Source organism: Polaromonas sp. P1_G2 (assembly GCF_056405515.1).
Genome location: NZ_JBFUBY010000779.1, coordinates 1 through 563 on the forward strand (window position 1 = coordinate 1; position 563 = coordinate 563).

The following is a 563-nucleotide window of genomic DNA, read 5'->3' on the forward strand; positions in this document are numbered from 1 at the left end:
CCCTTCCCGTTTCCTCAGGAAGGTTTTTATTTCAGGCCACGATAATTTTCATCACATATTTCGTGCTGTCTGCCGAATTCAGCTTGCGACTTATTGTCGTGCATTCGCAAATGCTATCCTATTATTCCTGTTGAAACTGGCACGGCCAGCTTTTCGGCTTTGTCAAACCCGCCGGAAGCACTGTCTTGTCGTCTCCACAGGCCATGTCCAGCTGCCACTGCACCAGCCCGGTCGCCTTGCCGAGGTTCACCCCTTCGATTCTGGTTAGAAAGAAGAAGGCGCGGTCGAAGTCGACAGGCGCGTCGAACGTAGCGCCTCGGAAATCGACGCGGGACACATTGGCCAGGGTAAAGCGGCTGCCGCCGACATCGGCGCCGTCAAACTGCGAGCGCCCCATGTCGGCCTTGGTGAAATCCGCATTGGCGAGCTTGGCCTGCTTGAAATTGGAACGCTGCAGTTCCGCATTCTGGAAATCGGCGCCGGGTGCGTCTATCTGGCTGAAATCGGTTCGATAGGCTTCCACCTTGGCGAAGTGAGCGCCCTTGGCCGTCGTGGCCGAGAGG

1 protein-coding gene is annotated in these 563 nt (G+C 56.8%); it reads right to left on the reverse strand.

Annotated features, from left to right (window positions below; all coding sequences use genetic code 11):
• Window positions 1-121: 121 nt before the first annotated feature.
• Window positions 122-563 (reverse strand): pentapeptide repeat-containing protein (locus AC1D0P_RS27535; protein WP_477679634.1); only part of this gene is annotated, 442 nt, incomplete at its 5' end.